Origin of the sequence: Streptomyces sp. NPDC059649, from assembly GCF_042734445.1 — a bacterium.
Lineage (GTDB): Bacteria > Actinomycetota > Actinomycetes > Streptomycetales > Streptomycetaceae > Streptomyces.
Window position 1 is genome coordinate 1 of sequence record NZ_JBHWDV010000069.1, and the last position, 14,976, is coordinate 14,976.

At 73.0% G+C, this 14,976-nt stretch carries 13 protein-coding genes; 5 read left to right on the forward strand and 8 right to left on the reverse strand.

Annotated features, from left to right (window positions below; genetic code table 11):
* The first annotated feature begins 197 nt into the window (after window positions 1-197).
* Together ACFV1J_RS36500 and ACFV1J_RS36505 are read left to right on the forward strand one after the other, a co-directional pair.
* The gene (locus ACFV1J_RS36500; protein ID WP_385865637.1) at window positions 198-1,229 is read left to right on the forward strand and encodes an ATP-binding cassette domain-containing protein; all 1,032 of its coding nucleotides are present in this window, start codon (window positions 198-200) and stop codon (window positions 1,227-1,229) included.
* Window positions 1,226-2,056 (forward strand): ABC transporter permease, encoded by an 831-nt coding sequence (locus ACFV1J_RS36505; protein WP_385865638.1) that lies wholly within the window; start codon window positions 1,226-1,228, stop codon window positions 2,054-2,056. Before ACFV1J_RS36500 ends, ACFV1J_RS36505 begins: the two co-directional genes overlap by 4 nt.
* Window positions 2,057-2,110: 54 nt before the next feature.
* Here the strand turns inward: ACFV1J_RS36505 and ACFV1J_RS36510 are convergent, their stop codons facing one another.
* Window positions 2,111-5,428: a BTAD domain-containing putative transcriptional regulator gene (locus tag ACFV1J_RS36510; RefSeq protein WP_385865639.1), complete on the reverse strand. Its 3,318-nt coding sequence runs from the start codon at window positions 5,426-5,428 to the stop codon at window positions 2,111-2,113.
* Between the two features lie 149 nt (window positions 5,429-5,577).
* On the opposite strand from ACFV1J_RS36510, the gene ACFV1J_RS36515 reads away from it, so the two are divergent.
* The gene (locus tag ACFV1J_RS36515) at window positions 5,578-6,357 is read left to right on the forward strand and encodes a site-2 protease family protein (protein ID WP_385865640.1); all 780 of its coding nucleotides are present in this window, start codon (window positions 5,578-5,580) and stop codon (window positions 6,355-6,357) included.
* Window position 6,358: 1 nt separating this feature from the next.
* On the opposite strand, the gene ACFV1J_RS36520 is transcribed toward ACFV1J_RS36515, so the two are convergent.
* From ACFV1J_RS36520 to ACFV1J_RS36550, 7 genes are all read right to left on the reverse strand, one after another.
* Window positions 6,359-6,550 (reverse strand): hypothetical protein, encoded by a 192-nt coding sequence (locus ACFV1J_RS36520; protein WP_385865641.1) that lies wholly within the window; start codon window positions 6,548-6,550, stop codon window positions 6,359-6,361.
* A 299-nt stretch (window positions 6,551-6,849) separates the two neighbouring features.
* Window positions 6,850-7,581, reverse strand: coding sequence for an NADPH-dependent F420 reductase (gene npdG / locus ACFV1J_RS36525; protein ID WP_385865642.1), 732 nt, complete (start codon window positions 7,579-7,581; stop codon window positions 6,850-6,852).
* A 42-nt stretch (window positions 7,582-7,623) separates the two neighbouring features.
* Window positions 7,624-8,499, reverse strand: a complete 876-nt coding sequence (locus tag ACFV1J_RS36530) for a carbohydrate ABC transporter permease (RefSeq protein ID WP_385865644.1) — start codon at window positions 8,497-8,499, stop codon at window positions 7,624-7,626.
* Window positions 8,496-9,482 carry a carbohydrate ABC transporter permease gene (locus ACFV1J_RS36535; protein ID WP_385865646.1) on the reverse strand — a complete coding sequence of 329 codons (987 nt, stop codon included), beginning with the start codon at window positions 9,480-9,482 and terminating at the stop codon, window positions 8,496-8,498. The genes ACFV1J_RS36530 and ACFV1J_RS36535 overlap by 4 nt, the downstream gene beginning before the upstream one ends.
* Complete coding sequence (locus tag ACFV1J_RS36540; RefSeq protein WP_385865648.1) at window positions 9,479-10,831, reverse strand: ABC transporter substrate-binding protein; 1,353 nt, start codon at window positions 10,829-10,831, stop codon at window positions 9,479-9,481. Before ACFV1J_RS36540 ends, ACFV1J_RS36535 begins: the two co-directional genes overlap by 4 nt.
* Complete coding sequence (locus ACFV1J_RS36545; RefSeq protein ID WP_385865650.1) at window positions 10,828-11,940, reverse strand: exo-alpha-sialidase; 1,113 nt, start codon at window positions 11,938-11,940, stop codon at window positions 10,828-10,830. The genes ACFV1J_RS36540 and ACFV1J_RS36545 overlap by 4 nt, the downstream gene beginning before the upstream one ends.
* 207 nt (window positions 11,941-12,147) lie before the next feature.
* A complete protein-coding gene (locus ACFV1J_RS36550; protein WP_385865652.1) occupies window positions 12,148-12,831 on the reverse strand; it encodes a FadR/GntR family transcriptional regulator in 684 nt (227 codons plus the stop codon).
* A 260-nt stretch (window positions 12,832-13,091) separates the two neighbouring features.
* On the opposite strand from ACFV1J_RS36550, the gene ACFV1J_RS36555 reads away from it, so the two are divergent.
* Together ACFV1J_RS36555 and ACFV1J_RS36560 are read left to right on the forward strand one after the other, a co-directional pair.
* Window positions 13,092-14,117, forward strand: coding sequence for a dihydrodipicolinate synthase family protein (locus ACFV1J_RS36555; protein WP_385865677.1), 1,026 nt, complete (start codon window positions 13,092-13,094; stop codon window positions 14,115-14,117).
* Between the two features lie 42 nt (window positions 14,118-14,159).
* A complete protein-coding gene (locus ACFV1J_RS36560) occupies window positions 14,160-14,948 on the forward strand; it encodes a hypothetical protein (protein ID WP_385865654.1) in 789 nt (262 codons plus the stop codon).
* The last annotated feature ends 28 nt before the right edge of the window (window positions 14,949-14,976 follow it).

The window sequence follows — 14,976 nt, forward strand, 5'->3', positions numbered from 1 at the left end:
TCACCGCACCCAAAAACACCACGCCCGCCGCCAGGCGCAACGGCGAGATGACCCGCGGCGGGACAGCCGACAACGTACGCGGCGCCGCAAAGCGCAACGGCGAGCGAGCCCCGCGGCGGGAAAGCCAAGTACGTGGGCGGCACCGCTGTAGGCGAATTGTCGGTGCGTTGTCGGTGGTGCCTGGCACCGTTGACGGCATGACGCGACAGACGATGACCACCAAGGGCGGGAACGCCGTGGAGGTGCGCGGTCTGGTCAAGCACTTCGGCGACGTCAAGGCCGTCGACGGGGTGGACCTGGACGTGAAGGAAGGCACCGTACTCGGCGTGCTCGGCCCCAACGGTGCCGGCAAGACCACGCTCGTGCGCTGCCTGTCCACCCTCCTGGTGCCGGACGCCGGCCGTGCCGTGGTGGCGGGGTACGACGTGGTGCGCCAGCCCCGCGCGCTGCGCCGCACGATCGGCCTGACCGGGCAGTACGCCTCGGTCGACGAGAAACTCTCCGGCTGGGAGAACCTCTACATGATCGGGCGGCTGCTCGACCTCTCCCGTAAGGACGCCCGCGCCCGCGCGGACGAGATGCTCGAGCGGTTCTCGCTGACCGAGGCCGCCAAACGGCCCGCGGCCAAGTACTCCGGCGGTATGCGCCGCCGGCTGGACCTCGCCGCCTCGATGATCGGCCGGCCGGCCGTGCTCTATCTGGACGAACCGACCACCGGCCTGGACCCGCGCACCCGCAACGAGGTGTGGGAGGAGGTCCAGCGGATGGTCCGCGAGGGCGCCACGGTCCTGCTGACCACCCAATACATGGAAGAGGCCGAGCAGTTGGCGGACGAGCTGACGGTCATCGACCGCGGCCGGGTGATCGCCGAGGGCCGGGTCGACGAGCTGAAGGCCAAGGTCGGCGGGCGCACCCTGCAGATCCGTCCGGCCGACCCCGGTGAACTGGACCGGATGGTCGGCGCGATCGCCCAGGCGGGACTGGACGGCATCGCCGGTGCGACGGCTGACCACGACGGGGGTGTGGTCAACGTACCGATCATCAGCGACGAGCAGCTGACCGCGGTGATCGGGGTGCTCGGCGGCCGCGGCTTCGCGCTCGCCGGGATATCGACCCATCTGCCCAGCCTGGACGAGGTGTTCCTGGCCATCACGGGCCAGAAGACCTCCGGCACCCCGGAGCCGCAGGACCTGACGGAAGACCAGCAGTACGCGGAGGTGTCGGCATGAGTGCCGTGACCATGACGGCGCCGCTCGCCGGGACCGGTGCGGACGAGGGCCGGATCGGGCTGCGCGGCAATCTGCGGCACATCGGTGCCCTGGTGCGGCGCAACGCCCTGCAGATCAAGCAGGACCCGGAGTCGATGTTCGACGTCCTGCTGATGCCGGTCATCTTCATCCTGCTGTTCACCTACGTCTTCGGCGGTGCGATAGCCGGCAAGGGCAACCAGCACGAGTACATCCAGCGGCTGGTGCCCGGCATGATGGCGATGATGGGCATGAACATCGCCATGGCGGTCGGCTCCGGCGTCAACGAGGACTTCCGCAAGGGCGTGATGGACCGCTTCCGGACGATGCCCATCGCCCGTTCGTCGGTCCTGATAGCCAAGATCGTCGTGGAGATCGGCCGGATGCTGATCGCCACCGCGATCCTGCTCGGCATGGGCTTCCTGCTCGGCTTCGAAATCCGCGGCAACGCCCTGGAGTTCCTCGCCGCGGTCCTGCTGTCCACGGCCTTCGGCGCGGCCCTGATGTGGATCTTCATCCTGTTGGGGCTCTCGGTGAAGACCCCTCAGGCGGTGCAGGGCATGGCGATGATCGTACTGATGCCGCTGCAGTTCGGCTCGTCGATCTTCGCCCCGCCGACGTCGATGCCCAGCTGGCTGGAGGGCTTCACCAAGGTCAACCCGCTCTCCACGCTGGCGGACGCGGCCCGGGCACTGCTCAACGGCCAGGGCGCGGTGGCGCACCCGGCGCTGATCACGCTGGGCTGGACGGTCGCCATCACGGCCGTCGCGATGCCGCTCGCGGTCGCGAAGTTCCGCAAGAAGACCTGACGCACGCCCCGCAGGGGGCGTCCCTGCGGGGCAGCAGCCTCCGCCCGGCTCGCGTCAGATGAGGGCGGTGGCCTCTTCGAGAGAGAGGTCACCGCCTTCGGCGTGGGCACGCGCATAGGCGTCGTCGCCCAGCATCTTCCGCGCCGCCTCCTCGGTGCGCGCCCGGTCGTCGCGGATGACCAGGTTCGGCACGTGGCTGCTGGCCCGCAGCGCGTCGTACGCCCCGACCAGCCGCGCCGCGTCCCGGCCCGCCGCTTGGCCCCGTACGGCCATCAGCACCCGTGCGCCGGTGAGGAGGTGGATCACCGGCAGGTCGGGGGCGATCATCTGGGTCAGCTGGTCCTGCATCTGCGCCAGGGCCGCCCGGAAGCGCGGCAGCACGCCCTCGGTGCGGCCCTCCTCGATGTCCAGCGAGATCAGCGAGGACTCCAGGAGCCCGCCGAAGAGGTCCGGGGCGCGCGGGGCGAACAGCTCGCGCACGGCGTGGAGTTCGGCCCGTGCCTCCTGCCGCCGCCCGCTCACGGACAGCCACATGGCGAGGGTCAGCCGGGCGTACGGCTCGGTGTCCCGGTCGGTGTTGCCCCTCGCGGCCTCGGCCAGCACGTCGCGCAGCATCCGCTCCCCGGTCTCCGCCTGGCCGTCCTCGATCAGCACGGCACCCAGCCGGCAGCGCAGCAGCAGGGTCTGGCCGTGCGCGCCCACCTCCTCGGCGTGCACCATCGCCGCCCGGTAGTCGCGCGCCGCGAGCTCGTACGCCCCGCGCTTCTCATGGGTCTCGCCGCGGCCGGACAGCGCCTCGGCCGAGCCCCAGGCGTCGCCCGTCGTGCGGAATATCCGCAGCGCCTCGTCGGCGTCGCGGGCGGCCTGGGCCAGCCCGCCGGGCCGGTCGTTGAGGATCTTGGAGCGCATCTGCAGGACGTAGGCGAGCTCCCACTCGTAGCCGTGGTCGCGGCAGGCCGTCACCGCGCTGTCGATCAGCTCCGCCAGCTCGTCGTACTGCCCGGTGAGCAGCACCGCGTAGTACCACATCACGCCGGGCACCTTGCAGGTCTGCGGCAGTCCGGGGCGGTAGGCGTCGAGCATCCCGGTGAGCTGCTCCTGCATGTCCGGGTCCCGCAGGGCCTGGATGTCGCTGTCCGTGCTGGCCAGCGCGACCAGGCGGACCTCGCGGCGGGCCTCGGCCAGTTGCTCGGGGGGCATCGGCGGCGGGGCGTCGATGGGCCGCCGGTGCAGGGCGGGGGCCGGTTCGACGGGCGGCAGGAAGGGGTTGGGGCCGAGCTCGCCGGCCGCCATGGCCCAGTGCCGGGCGTCGCTGCGGTGGTCGCGCAGCGACCAGAACCACTGGAGGGACAGCACCAGGCACAGCGCCTCCTGCTCGTCCCCGGCCGCGACCGCCCGGCGCAGCGCGGTGCGCAGGTTGTCGTGCTCCAGCTCCAGCCGTTCCATGGCCACGCCCTGGCCGGGGCCGCGCAGCAACGGGTCGGTGGTACGGGCCAGTTCGCGGTAGGCGACGAGATGCCGGCGCTCGGCACCGGCCCGCTCCCCCGCCTCGTCCAGCCGCTCCCCGGCGTACTCCCCGACCGTCTCCAGCAGCCGGTAGCGCATCTGTCCGTCGGGGGCCGGCGCGGCCACCACCAGCGACTTGTCGATCAGTGCGCCCAACAGCCCGGCGACCTCGTACTCCGCGACGCCGTCGCCCGCGCACACCTCCTCCGCGGCGGTCAGGTCGCAGCCGCCGGCGAAGACGGACAGTCGGCGCAGCACCGCCCGCTCGGGCTCATCGGTGAGGTCCCAGGACCAGTCGACCACCGCGCGCAGGGTCTGCTGCCGGGGCAGCAGGGTGCGGCTGCCGCTGGTCAGCAGCCGGAAGCGGTCGTCGAGCCGGTCGGCCAGCTGACGGGGGGCGAGCAACCGCAGCCGGGCGGCGGCGAGTTCGATGGCGAGCGGCAGACCGTCCAGCCGGCGGCAGATCTCGGTGCAGGCCGCCGGGTCGTCGTCGATCCGGAAGCCGGGGCGGGCGGCGGCGCCCCGGTCGGCCAGCAGCCGCAGGGCGACCGGGTCCGGCAGCGGCTCGACCGGCCGCAGCACCTCGCCCGGTACGGCCAGCGGTTCGCGGCTCGTGGCCAGGACCGTGACGCCCGGGCAGTCGGCCAGCAGCCGCTCGGCGAGCGCGGCGGCGGCGCCGATCACATGCTCGCAGTTGTCCAGGACCAGCAGCATCCGGCGTCCGGCACAGTGCTCGGCGAGCCGGCCGAGGGGGTCCAGCGCGGTCGGGTCGGCGGCGGCCCGCAGCCCTTCGGCGGTGGTGCCGCGGACGACGGTCTCGCGGGCGCCCAGCGCGGTCAGCACCGCCTCCGGAACGGTCTGCGGATCGTCCACCGGCGCCAGTTCCGCCAGCCAGACGCCGTGCGGCCAGGCCTCCGGCCGGGCCGCGGCGGCGCTCTCGGCGCCCTCCTGCGACAGCCGGGTCTTGCCCGCCCCGCCCGGTCCCAGCAGGGTCACCAGCCGGTGCTCGGCCAGATCGGACCGGATCGCCGCGAGGTCGGCGTCCCGGCCGACGAAGGAGGTGAGCCGGGCCCGGAGGTTGCCGGGTCCGCGCCCGGCGGGCGCGGCCGCCGGCTCGGTCCGCACGGCCGCCACCGGCCCGTCCGCCTCGCCCAGCAGCAGCTCCGCGTGCAGGGCGCGCAACTCGGGGCCGGGGTCGGCGCCGAGGCGGTCGGCGAGGCCGGTGCGTATCTCCTCGTAGGCGGCCAGGGCCTCCGCGGTACGTCCCGCCGCGCGCAGCGCACGCAGCCGCAGGGCCTGGAGGGGTTCGTCGAGGGGGTGCTCCCGGCACAGCGCGAGGAGGGCGGGCAGCGCCCGGTCGGCCCGGCCGAGGGCCAGGTCGGCGGCGAGGCGGGTGCGCTGGGCGTCCAGCCGGCGGCTCTCGGCACGGGCCGCCTCGGTCCCCGCGTCCGGCAGGTCGGCGAGCGCCGGGCCGCGCCACAGCCCCAGCGCCTCGTCCAACAGCTCCGCGGCCCGGGCCGGATCGTCGTCGGCGAGCGCCCGGCCACCGTCCGCGGTGAGCCGCTCGAAGCGGTGCAGATCGACGGCGTCGGGCTCGGCGCACAGCCGGTAGCCGCCGTCGACCGAGGCGATCGCGGCGTGCCCGAGGGCCCGCCGCAGCCGGCCGATCAGCGCCTGGAGGGCGCCGGACGCATCGGCGGGCGGGTCCATGCCCCAGACGTCGGCGATCAGCGCCTCGGCCGGCAGCGCCCGGCCCGGACGGAGGGCGAGGGCGGTGAGCAGCGCGCGCAGGCGGGCGCCACCGAGGGCCACGGGGGTGCCGTCGGGGCGGTCGGCCTGGGCGGTGCCGAGAATTGCATAGCGCACCGGCCCATTGTCGTTCAGCGCCGCGGCCGCTTTGCACCGAGTTTCCGTTCCGGGCGACGACCGGCTCCGGCGACACCCGTGCGCGGTCCGCCCCGGCGCGGTTACGGTCGGGGCTGCCCCTGCCGAGACCGTCCCCGGGAGCCCGCACCATGACCACCGCCATCCGGCGCGCCGACCGGCGCATCAGCCCGGTCTTCCTCGCGCTCGTCGCCGTCCTCGCGGTGTCCGGCTGGGCCGTCTGGAAGGGAACGCTCGCCACGCACACCGGCGTCGCGGTCTTCTTCTTCGTCACGTCCGGCTGGGTGGTCTCCCTCTGCCTGCACGAATACGCGCACGCCCGCACGGCGTTGCACAGCGGCGACATCTCGGTGGCGGACCGGGGCTATCTCACCCTGAACCCGCTCAAATACACCCATGCGCTGCTCAGCATCATCCTGCCGCTGATCTTCCTGATCGTGAACGGGATCGGCCTGCCGGGCGGCGCGGTCTACATCGAGCACGCCCGCATCCGCGGCCGCTGGCGGCACAGCCTGATCTCGGCGGCCGGCCCCCTGACCAACGCCGCCTTCGCGGTGATCTGCACGGCCCCGTTCTGGCTCAACGGCCTCTCCGGCGTCCCCGCCGCGTTCCGCTTCGCGCTGGCCTTCCTCGCGCTGCTCCAGGTCACCGCCACGATCCTGAACTTCCTGCCGGTCCCCGGCCTGGACGGCTACGGCGTGATCGAGCCCTGGCTGTCCCCGGCACTGCGCCGCCAGATCGAGCCGTACGCGCTCTTCGGTCTGCTGGCGGTCTTCGGCCTGCTCTGGGTCCCCGAGGTCAACCAGGCCTTCTTCGGCCTGGTTGACACGGTGCTGCGCGCGCTGGGCGTGTCCCGCCTCGACACCTACCTCGGCCAGGAGCTCTTCCGCTTCTGGCAGGGCCAGCAGTGACTCAGCCGGAGGTCGCGGCCCGCTGCTCCCGCTCCATCTTCGCCTTGCGCAGGTAGAACCACGCCATGTTGCTGGAAATACCGGCCAGCAACACCCACACGATCCCCACGAAGCTGCCCTGCACGAAGGAAACGACGGCGGCGGCAACAGCGAGAACACACACGGCGAGGGCCATGAGAGCGAGGCGGGGCATGGAATCGACTCCTGTCGGGGTAGGCGGTCCCTCCCAGTGTCCCCCATAACGGTCACCGACCTTGGCCGGCCCTCGTCGCCACGACGGACGTGACCCCGCTCACCCCTGACGCCCACCCCCACCGCCCTTAACTTCCCCTCTCACGGGAGGGGACGGGCCGGAGGGGCCTTGTTCGTGGACGTAAAGCGAAGCAGTCCACGAACAAGGCCCCAGAGGCCCGTCACCGCACCCAAAAACACCCAGCCCGCCGCAGGCGCAACGGCGAGACGCCCCGCGGCGGGAAAGCCAAGTACGTGGGGCTACACGTCCGTAAGACGGACCCCCGCATGGGACTTGTACCGACGGTTCACCGAGATCAGATTCGCCACCAGCGACTCCACCTGGTGCGCGTTGCGCAGCCGCCCCGCGAAGACGCCGCGCATGCCGGGGATGCGCGCGGCCAGTGCCTGGACCAGGTCCGTGTCGGCGCGGGATTCGCCGAGGACCATGACGTCGGTGTCGATCTCCTCGACCTCGGGGTCCTGGAGCAGCACCGCGGAGAGGTGGTGGAAGGCCGCGGTGACCCGGGACTCCGGCAGCAGCGCCGCGGCCTGCTCGGCCGCGCTGCCTTCCTCCGGCTTCAGCGCGTAGGCGCCCTTCTTGTCGAAGCCCAGCGGGTTGACGCAGTCGATCACGAGCTTGCCGGCCAGCGGCTCGCGCAGGGCCTGGAGCGTCTTGGCGTGACCCTCCCACGGCACGGCGACGATCACGACGTCGCTGCGCCGCGCGCACTCCGCGTTCTCCGCGCCCTCGATGCCGAGGCCGAGTTCCTCGGCGGCGGTCCGGGCGCGCTCCTCGGCCCGGGACCCGATGATCACCTTCTGGCCGGCCCGGGCGAGCCGGTAGGCCAGGCCGCGGCCCTGGTCGCCGGTGCCGCCGAGGACGCCGACCACGAGGCCGGAGATGTCCGGGAGGTCCCAGGGGTCGCGCCGCAGGGCGGCCTTCGCGCGGGTCGCGGCGTTCGGGGACTGCGCATCGTCAGGAGTAGTCATGACAGCGATCCTGTCACGCCGTTGCGGCGCACCACGGCGCGGTCACGCCTTGACGCTGCCCTCCGTCAGCCCCGTGCGCCAGTACCGCTGCAGGACGGTCATCAGCACCATCAGCGGCACCACGGAGAGGAACGCGCCGCCCACCGTGTACTGGTAGAGCACCGGCTGCCGGTCCGCGTAGCCGGTCCAGCTGGTCAGGCCCAGCTGGATCGGGTAGAGGTCGGAGTCGGAGAGCATGACCAGCGGCAGGAAGTAGTTGTTCCAGATGTGTACGAACTGGAACAGGAAGACGGTGACCAGGGCCGGGGTCATCAGCCGCAGGCCCACACCCGCGAAGATCCGCGCCTCGCCCGCGCCGTCGATCCGGGCCGCCTCCAGCAGCGAGTCGGGGACCGCGGCGGCCGCGTAGATCCGGCAGAGGTAGACCCCGAACGGGCTGACCACGCTCGGGATGAGCACCGCCCAGTAGGTGTTGGCCAGGCCCATCGCGCTGAAGAGGAAGTACAGCGGGAGGGCGAGCGCGGTGCCGGGGATGAGGACGCCGGCGAGGACGAGGTTGAAGACCGCCTCCCGGCCGGGGAACGGGAACTTGGCCAGCGCGTAGCCGGCCGCGGCGGACAGCAGGGTGGCGCAGACCGCGCCGATCCCGGCGTAGAGCAGGGAGTTGGCGAACCAGCGGGCGTAGATGCCGTGGTCGTAGGTGAGGACGTCGGCGAGGTGGCCGAGCGGGTCCGGGTGGCCGGCGAACCAGAAGCCGAAGGTGCCGAAGAGTTCGGCGCTGTTCTTGGTGGTGGAGACGACCAGCCAGTAGACGGGCACCAGGAAGTACAGCGCGGCGACGGTCAGCAGGGAGGCGGTGATGATCCGGTAGCGGACCGGCGGCAGGGTCGTCCGGGCGCGGGCGGTGGGCCGGGTCATCGGCGTCGCTCCTTCGTACGGCCGCCGACCAGCCGCAGGAAGCCGAACGACAGCACGCACGCCACCAGCGCCAGCAGCACCGCCTCGGCCTCCGCCACATGCGGGTTGTTGCCGACGAACGCCTCGCTGTAGGCGTTCAGATTGGGGGTGAAGCCGGAGTCGATGGACGAGGCGAGCGGGCGCAGCACCATCGGCTCGGCGAACAGCTGGAGGGTGCCGATGATGCTGAAGACGGTGGTGAGGACGAGCGCGGGGCGGATGAGCGGGAGTTTGACGTGCCGGGCGACCTGCCAGGCGGAGGCGCCGTCGATCCGGGCCGCCTCGTACAGCTCGCCGGGTACGGCCTTGAGCTGGGCGATCAGCACCAGCATGTTGTAGCCGGTGAACTGCCAGGTGACGATGTTGGCGATGGACCACAGGACGGTGCCGCGGGAGAGGAAGTCGACGTCCCAGCCGGCCGCGTCGGCGATCTTCACCAGCGGGCTGATGCCGGGGACGTAGAGGAAGCCCCAGAGGATCGAGGCGATCACTCCGGGCACGCCGTAGGGCAGGAAGAAGGCGCTGCGGAAGAAGGCGATGCCGCGGGCGCTCGCGCTCTCCAGGAGCAGCGCGAGGGTGGTGGCGAGCGCGATCATCAGCGGGATCTGTACGGCGCCGAAGAGCAGCACCCGGCCGAAGCCGGCCAGGAACCGGTCGTCGGCGAGCGCGTGGGCGTAGTTGGCGAGGCCGGCGAACGCCTCGTGTTCGCGGCCGCCGAGACCGAGCGGGCCGGTGCGTTCGGTGCGGTGCAGGCTCTGCTGGACGGCGTACACGATGGGGGCGACGAAGCAGAGGCCGAAGAGGGCGAGGAAGGGCAGGACGAAGCCGGCGGCGGCGCGGGCGTTGCGGGCCTCGGTGCGGGAGACCCGGTGCCGGCGGCGGCCGGACGGGTCCGGCCGCCGGGCGGTGTCCGGCGCGGTGCGGCGAAGGGTGTCCCGGCTCACCCGCCGCTCTCCACCTTCAGGCCCTTGCCCTGGAGGTCGGACAGCGTCTGGCGCTGCACCTTGGCGAGGGCGGAGCGGAAGGAACTGCCGTCGGCGAGGGCGTCGGTGAAGGCGTCGCCGAGCCGCTGGTAGAGGGTGTCGACACCGGGCCCCCACCGCCAGCTGGTGTCGACGTGCGCCCCGGCGTCGGCGAAGATCTTGCTGTACGACTGGCCGCCGAAGAAGGGCTTGTCGACGTCGAGGGCGTCGGTGGTGTAGCCCTTCTTGGCGCTGGGGAAGCCGTAGCCGCCGGCGATCAGCAGGGCGATCGACTCGGGGTCGGTGTTGAGCCAGACCGCGAAGTCCAGCGCGTCCTTGGGGTAGCTCGCCTTGGCGAAGACGGCGGTGGTGGAGCCGCCCCAGTTGGCGAAGACCTGGCCGCCGGCCTTCCACTGGGGCAGCGGTGCGGCCCGCCATTTCCCCTTGGTGCCGGGGGCGTTGCCGACCAGCAGGGCGTCGCCCCAACTGGCGCCCACCCAGGCGGTGATGTCGCCGGTCTGGAGGTCCTTGTACCAGGCGTTCTGGCGGTCCGGGATGGTCTTGACGAGCTTCTGCCTGACCAGGGACTCCCAGTAGTCGGCCATCCTGCGGGTGGGTTCGTCGTCGATGTGCACGATCCAGGTGTCGCCGTGGTTCGCGTACCACTTGGCGCCGGCCTGCCAGGCGAGGCCGGAGAAGCGGTTGCCGTTGGTGGGGGCGAAGGTCTCGATCCAGGCGCCCTTCTTGCGGATCACCTTGGCGGCGGCCTCGTACTCGTCCCACGTTCCAGGAGCCTTCAGGCCCCACTTGTCGAAGAGGTCCTGGCGGACGAACAGGCCCATCGGGCCGGATGCCTGCGGGATGGCGTAGACGGCCTTGCCGAAGACGGACTGCTGCCACTGCCAGCCGAAGAACTTGTCCTTGTGGCGGGCGGCGCCGAGCGGGGCGAGGTCGAGCAGCCCGTTGTCCAGCAGGAAGCTGGGGACGACCGGGAACTCGATCTGGCCGAGGTCGGGCGGGTTGCCGGCCTTGATGGCGGCGTGCATCTTGGCGTACTGCTCGCCGTTGACGGCCGAGACCTTCTCGACCTTGACCTGGACGTCGGGGTTCTTGCGGTTCCACAGGTCGACGGGTTTGTCGATGCCCGGCACCCAGGACCAGAAGGTCAGCGTGATCTTCTGGCCCTTCTTGCGCTCCCGGGGCGCGTCGGCGTCGCCGTCCCCGCCGTCGCCGCAGCCGTCGAGCGTGAGGCCGGCGGCGAGCGCGGCCGCCCCGCCGAGGACCGTTCTGCGGGGCATACGGGGCAGGTGGGGCACGGGGTTACGGGTCATGCCGGCTCCTCCACGGGGATGCGGCGGAAGGTGATCGTCGAGTACGCGCTGAAGTCGCCGGTCTCGTAGAGCAGTCCGACGGTGTCGCGGTCGAGGCGGACGAGATCGGAGTAGCCGGCCGGGAGTCCGCCGACGGTGTGCACGGTCCGCCAGGTCAGTCCGGCGTCGCGGCTGGCGCGCAAGGTCATCAGGGCGCGGGCGGCGGGGTGGGCGGGGCCGGAGAAGAGCAGGGTGCCGCGGTCGTCCAGGTGGAGCACGCTGCCCTGGCAGACCGGGCCGGCGAGCCCGGCCTGCGGGCGGAACGGGGTCACCAGGCTCTCACCGCCGTCCGCCGAGACGGCGTCGGCGCGGTGCCAGGCGGCGGCCGCCTGGCTGCGGGTGTTCAGGTAGACGGTGCCGTCGGGGAGTTCGGCGGCGGTGGTCTCGTTGGGGGCGACGGTGGGGTCGGTGTCGCGGTCGCGGTAGCCGATCCGCCAGGTGGCGCCGTCGTCGTCGCTGAGCAGGGCGTGGCCGCCGTAGCAGCGGGGTTCGGTGCCGGTGCCGTCCGGGTCGTCGGGCGGGGTGGAGTGGTTGGCGGGGACGAGCAGCCGGCCGGCGTACGGGCCGTGGCGCAGCCGCAGGGCGTGGCCGGGGCCGGTGGCGTACCAGCGCCAGTACGGCGGTTTGACCTGGTCGGTGAGTTCGCGGGGCGGGCTCCAGCTGGTGCCGTCGTCGTCGCTGTGCTGGAGCCAGATCCGACGGCCGTCGGCGGGCGGGACCTCGCCTCGCCGGATCCGGTCCTCGGTGGCGTCGGCGGCGTTGTGGACCGTGAGCAGCACGATCCGGCCGTCGGCCAGGACGACGGGGGCGGGGTTGCCGGCGGTGCCGGTGCCGGTGCCGTTACGGGTGACCAGTTGGAGGGGGCCCCAGGTGCGGCCGCCGTCGGGGGACCGCTTGAGGACGGTGTCGATGTCACCGGTGTCGGCGGCCGAGGAGATCCGGCCCTCGGCGAAGGCCAGCACCGTCCCGGAGCGCGCGCGGACCACGGCAGGGATCCGGAAGCTCGTGTACCCCTCGGTCCCGGCCCGGTACGGCACCGAGCACTCCGGCTCCGAGCTCTCGTACGCCATGGGTCACCCCCAGAGGGCAAGGACGTAGGATGTCCCTTGTCCTGGGGACCATAGGGAGCGCCCAACTGACCGTCAAGGCAGCGCACATGACGCCTTGACGCGTCGGCAACGGACGGGCTGACGGAGCGTGACATCACGGTGAACGGGCGGGCGCGGGACACGGTCCGGCGCCGCCGCCCGCACCACCGGGGCGGGCCGCTCCCGGGGCTACTCGGCCAGCCGGCGCCGGATGCCGTCGAAGTGCCGGTGCATGGCCTCCACGGCCCGGTCGCCGTCGCCGGCCTCCAGCGCCTCGACGATCTCCTTGTGCTGACGGTAGGTCAGCTCCGGGTCGGAGCGGTCGTCGGAGAGGTCCTCGCGCACCCGGCGCAGCGCCGCCCAGAAGGCGTCCAGCACCTCGCTCAGCAGGTGGTTGCCCATCGAGCGGTACAGGGCGAGGTGGAAGGCCCGGTCGGTGGCGCTCTGCACCATGCCGCCGCGCGCCTCCTCCGCCATCCGCTGCACCAGGCCCTTGAGGACGGTGAGGTCCTCGGCGGGCAGCCGGCGCGCGACGGCGGCGATCAGGCCGGCCTCCAGCGCCTCGCGGACCTCCATCAGCTCGTACAGGCTCGGCTCGCCCTGGTGGTGGCGGACCGCGGCGCGGAAGGCGACGCCCTCGACGAACGGCTCCAGCGTGAGCGGGCCGACGTAGGTGCCGAAGCCGTGCCGGATCTCGACGATGCGCATGGCCTGCAGGGCCTTGAGCGCCTCGCGCACGGAGTTGCGGCTGACGTCGAGCAGGTCGACCAGTTCGGCCTCGGTGGGCAGCGGGTCGCCCGGGACCAGTCTGCGCCGCAGGATCAACTGCTTGATCTGCGCCTGCACTTCCTCCGACATCGTCCCTCGTGCCATGGGTTCTTCCTCTCCCGCAACGCACCGCTGCCCGCCGCCGACCTCCCCCAAGCTCTCAAGGAGCAGGGGGGGACCCCCATCCAAGCTCTCAAGGAGCAGGGGGGACCCCCATCCAAGCTCTCCAAGGAGCAGGGGGGACCCCCGTCCGACCCGCCCCCGCCGGGCCGGCGGATCCTTCCGACCGCCTGTGAACAGGTCTATTGTGCTCTGACATAGGACATCCCATGTCCTATGTGTTTCGCGACCACCCGGAGCCCGCCATGGCCCTGCCACCCCCTTTCCACGGCCCCCTCCGCAACCCGCTCCACGGCTCTCTTCGCGGACCTCTCCACGGCGTCATCCCCCCGGTCTGCACCCCGCTCGACCCGCGGGGCGAGGTCGACACCGCCTCCCTGACCCGCCTGGTGCACCACCTCGTCGCGGGCGGGGTGCACGGGCTGTTCGCCCTCGGGTCCACCGGCGAGGTCGCCTACCTCACCGACGAGCGGCGGGCCACCGCCCTGGAGACCGTCATCAAGGCCGCGGACGGCCGGGTTCCGGTGCTCGCCGGTGTCATCGACACCACCACCCCGCGCGTCCTGGACCACGCCCGTACCGCCGCCGCGCTCGGCGCCGACGCCCTGGTCGCCACCGCGCCCTTCTACACCCGCACCCACCCCCGGGAGATCGCCGCCCACTTCCGCCACCTGCGCGCGGCCGTGGACCGCCCGCTGTTCGCCTACGACATCCCGATGGCCGTCCCCAGCAGGCTCACCCCCACCGTGGTGCGCGAACTGGCCGAGGACGGCACGCTGGCCGGGCTCAAGGACAGCAGCGGCGACGAGGGCGCGCTGCGCCGGCTGCTCGTGGCGCTCGGCGGCCGCACCGGCCGCCGCACCGGCCCGGCCCCCGCCTTCACGATCCTCACCGGCTCCGAACTCACCGTGGACGGCGCCCTGTTGGCGGGCGCGGACGGTGTCGTCCCGGGGCTGGGCAACGTCGATCCGGCCGGCTACGTACGCCTCTACGAGGCGGCGCGGGCCGGCGACTGGGAGTGCGCGGCGGCCGAACAGGAGCGGCTGGTCGCGCTGTTCGGGATGGTCGACGCCGGCCCGGAGACCGAGATGGGCCGCAGCTCCTCGGCGCTCGGCGCCTTCAAGGCGGCGCTGCGGCTGCTCGGCGTCATCGAGCACGGCACCACCGCCTGCCCGCAGCTGCCGCTGAGCGAGGAGTCGGTGCGGGAGGTAGGACGTCGGCTGACCGCCGCCGGCCTGGCGCCGGTGGCCCGTACGGGTGACATCGGTTGAAGCGGCAACCAGCTGCCGGGGCGCTGCGGGAGGATCCGGGCCATGGATGCCGTACGGGTCGCCCTGCTGCGTGAGGTGCTCGCCGGGACCGAGTGGATCCAGGCCACCCGGCGGTTCGCCGGGTCGCTGCGCACCGCCGTCGCCCCGCACGGCGGCGGACTGCTGCTGGTCGGCGGCGCCGGGTACGAGCCCTGGCATCTGGCCGCCCATCTGGACGACGAGGCCGCCTGGTCCGGGCTGCCGGAGCTGTCGCCGACGCTGGTACGGCACCGCGTCCCGGCCGGCGCCCCGGCCCATCTGGCCGTCGGACCGGGCCGGCTGGCCGCGGCCGGGCGGGGCGAGACGCTGCTGGTCGTCGCACCGGGCCGGCCGGGCGCGGAACTGCTGGAGCGGGTGCACGACGCCCGCCGCAACGGTGCCACGGTGCTCGCCCTGGACGGCGGCGACCGCGATCTGCACGCACTCGCACACGACGCCCTGACCGCGTCGGCACCCCTGGCAGACGACGAGCCCGGTAGCGGTCCCGGCACCGGCCGCGGCACCGGCGCCGGCACCGGTCCAGAACCCGGCCGTGACCTCGGTCCTGACCTCGGCCCTGCTCCCGGCCACCCCGGTCCCGGTCCCGGCCCCGATCGCGGTCCCGATCACGCTCCCTGTCCCGATCCCGAGGACATCCGCACCCAGGGCCTCGACCTCGACACGGTCCAGCATCTGGTGAGCGCGGCCGCCGGCGAGAACAGCCTGCCCACGCCCCGCGGCCGCCGCCGCTTCCGCGACCGCCTGGCCCGCCTCGCCGACGAACTGACCGCTCCCCCACCACCGCGCTGGTAGCCGGGGCGGGGCGAGGGGCGAGGGGCGA

What these genes read in the sequence shown, in the direction of transcription:
- ACFV1J_RS36500 (WP_385865637.1), top strand. Translation starts at nt 198, where the DNA reads ATGACGCGACAGACGATGACCACCAAGGGCGGGAACGCCGTGGAGGTG.
- ACFV1J_RS36505 (WP_385865638.1), top strand. Translation starts at nt 1,226, where the DNA reads ATGAGTGCCGTGACCATGACGGCGCCGCTCGCCGGGACCGGTGCGGAC.
- ACFV1J_RS36515 (WP_385865640.1), top strand. Translation starts at nt 5,578, where the DNA reads ATGACCACCGCCATCCGGCGCGCCGACCGGCGCATCAGCCCGGTCTTC.
- ACFV1J_RS36520 (WP_385865641.1), bottom strand. Translation starts at nt 6,550, where the DNA reads ATGCCCCGCCTCGCTCTCATGGCCCTCGCCGTGTGTGTTCTCGCTGTT.
- npdG (WP_385865642.1), bottom strand. Translation starts at nt 7,581, where the DNA reads ATGACTACTCCTGACGATGCGCAGTCCCCGAACGCCGCGACCCGCGCG.
- ACFV1J_RS36530 (WP_385865644.1), bottom strand. Translation starts at nt 8,499, where the DNA reads ATGACCCGGCCCACCGCCCGCGCCCGGACGACCCTGCCGCCGGTCCGC.
- ACFV1J_RS36540 (WP_385865648.1), bottom strand. Translation starts at nt 10,831, where the DNA reads ATGACCCGTAACCCCGTGCCCCACCTGCCCCGTATGCCCCGCAGAACG.
- ACFV1J_RS36545 (WP_385865650.1), bottom strand. Translation starts at nt 11,940, where the DNA reads ATGGCGTACGAGAGCTCGGAGCCGGAGTGCTCGGTGCCGTACCGGGCC.
- ACFV1J_RS36550 (WP_385865652.1), bottom strand. Translation starts at nt 12,831, where the DNA reads ATGGCACGAGGGACGATGTCGGAGGAAGTGCAGGCGCAGATCAAGCAG.
- ACFV1J_RS36555 (WP_385865677.1), top strand. Translation starts at nt 13,092, where the DNA reads ATGGCCCTGCCACCCCCTTTCCACGGCCCCCTCCGCAACCCGCTCCAC.
- ACFV1J_RS36560 (WP_385865654.1), top strand. Translation starts at nt 14,160, where the DNA reads ATGGATGCCGTACGGGTCGCCCTGCTGCGTGAGGTGCTCGCCGGGACC.